The 962-nt window shown below is 65.0% G+C and carries 1 protein-coding gene; it reads right to left on the bottom strand.

The features are described from left to right. Positions 1–19: 19 nt before the first annotated feature. Positions 20–962 (bottom strand): IS110 family transposase (locus CEK69_RS20020; protein ID WP_152247562.1); only part of this gene is annotated, 943 nt, incomplete at its 5' end.

The following is a 962-nucleotide window of genomic DNA, read 5'->3' on the forward strand; positions in this document are numbered from 1 at the left end:
GTAGATACCGTCTTACCCCCTAGCAGGCAAGGCCCCTTTTCGGATCGAACGCCGTGCCCGATTTGAGAACCCCGTAGGCCAGGTGCAGGAGCTTGCGCATGGCGGCGCACACGATCTGCTTGCCGGTTTTGCCACGTTCGCTCAGCCGCTGTTTCAGCGCCCGGATGATCGGGTTGTGGGTCATGGCCACCAGGGCCGGCATGAACAGGCCTGCGCGCAAGCGGGGCGAGCCGGTGCGCGAGATGCAGACGTGGCCTTTGCGCTCGCCCGACTCCTGCAGGCACGGATTCAGTCCCGCGAAGGCGGTCACCGCCGAGGCATCGGCGAAGCGCCTCACATCGCCAAGCTCGGCCAGCATCAAGGCCGCGCTGGTGTCGGCAATCCCCTGGATGCTCACCAGCAGCTCGCGCTGCCCACGCAAGGTCGGATCCTGGTCGATATGGTCATCGATGGCCTGCTCGATCTGGGCGATGTGGTGTTGCAGATCGGCCAGATGGACCTGGATCGAGTCCTTCACCTGGGCCGGAGCGACGTCCAGCCGGTTGCGCTCCATCTGCAGCATCTGTTGCAGATCCTGGCGCCGGCGCACCAGCGCTTTGAGCTGCTTGAGCGCCGGCGGATCAGGGTGCCAACGGCGTAACTGCTCGCGGTGACGCAGGGCATAACTGGCGATCAGCTTGGCATCGCTGCGATCGGTCTTGACCCGGCTGAGTTGGCTGCGTGCGTACGCGGCCGTCTGCGCCGGGTTGAGCACGCACACCCGATAGCCGCGTGCGTGGAGGAACTCGGCCAGCGCCTGGTGGTAGGTGCCGGTGGCCTCCATGGCGATCCAGCTATCGGGCTGGGCATGCGTCTGCAGCCATGCCTGCAGGGCCTGGAAGCCCTTGGCATCGTTGGACAACTTGGCCTTGGTACGGTGCTTGCCATTGGTCAGCTCGATAGCCACATCGAAACTGCGTTTG

The sequence above is a fragment of the Xanthomonas sp. LMG 12462 genome (assembly GCF_009192885.1).
Classification (GTDB): domain Bacteria; phylum Pseudomonadota; class Gammaproteobacteria; order Xanthomonadales; family Xanthomonadaceae; genus Xanthomonas_A; species Xanthomonas_A sontii.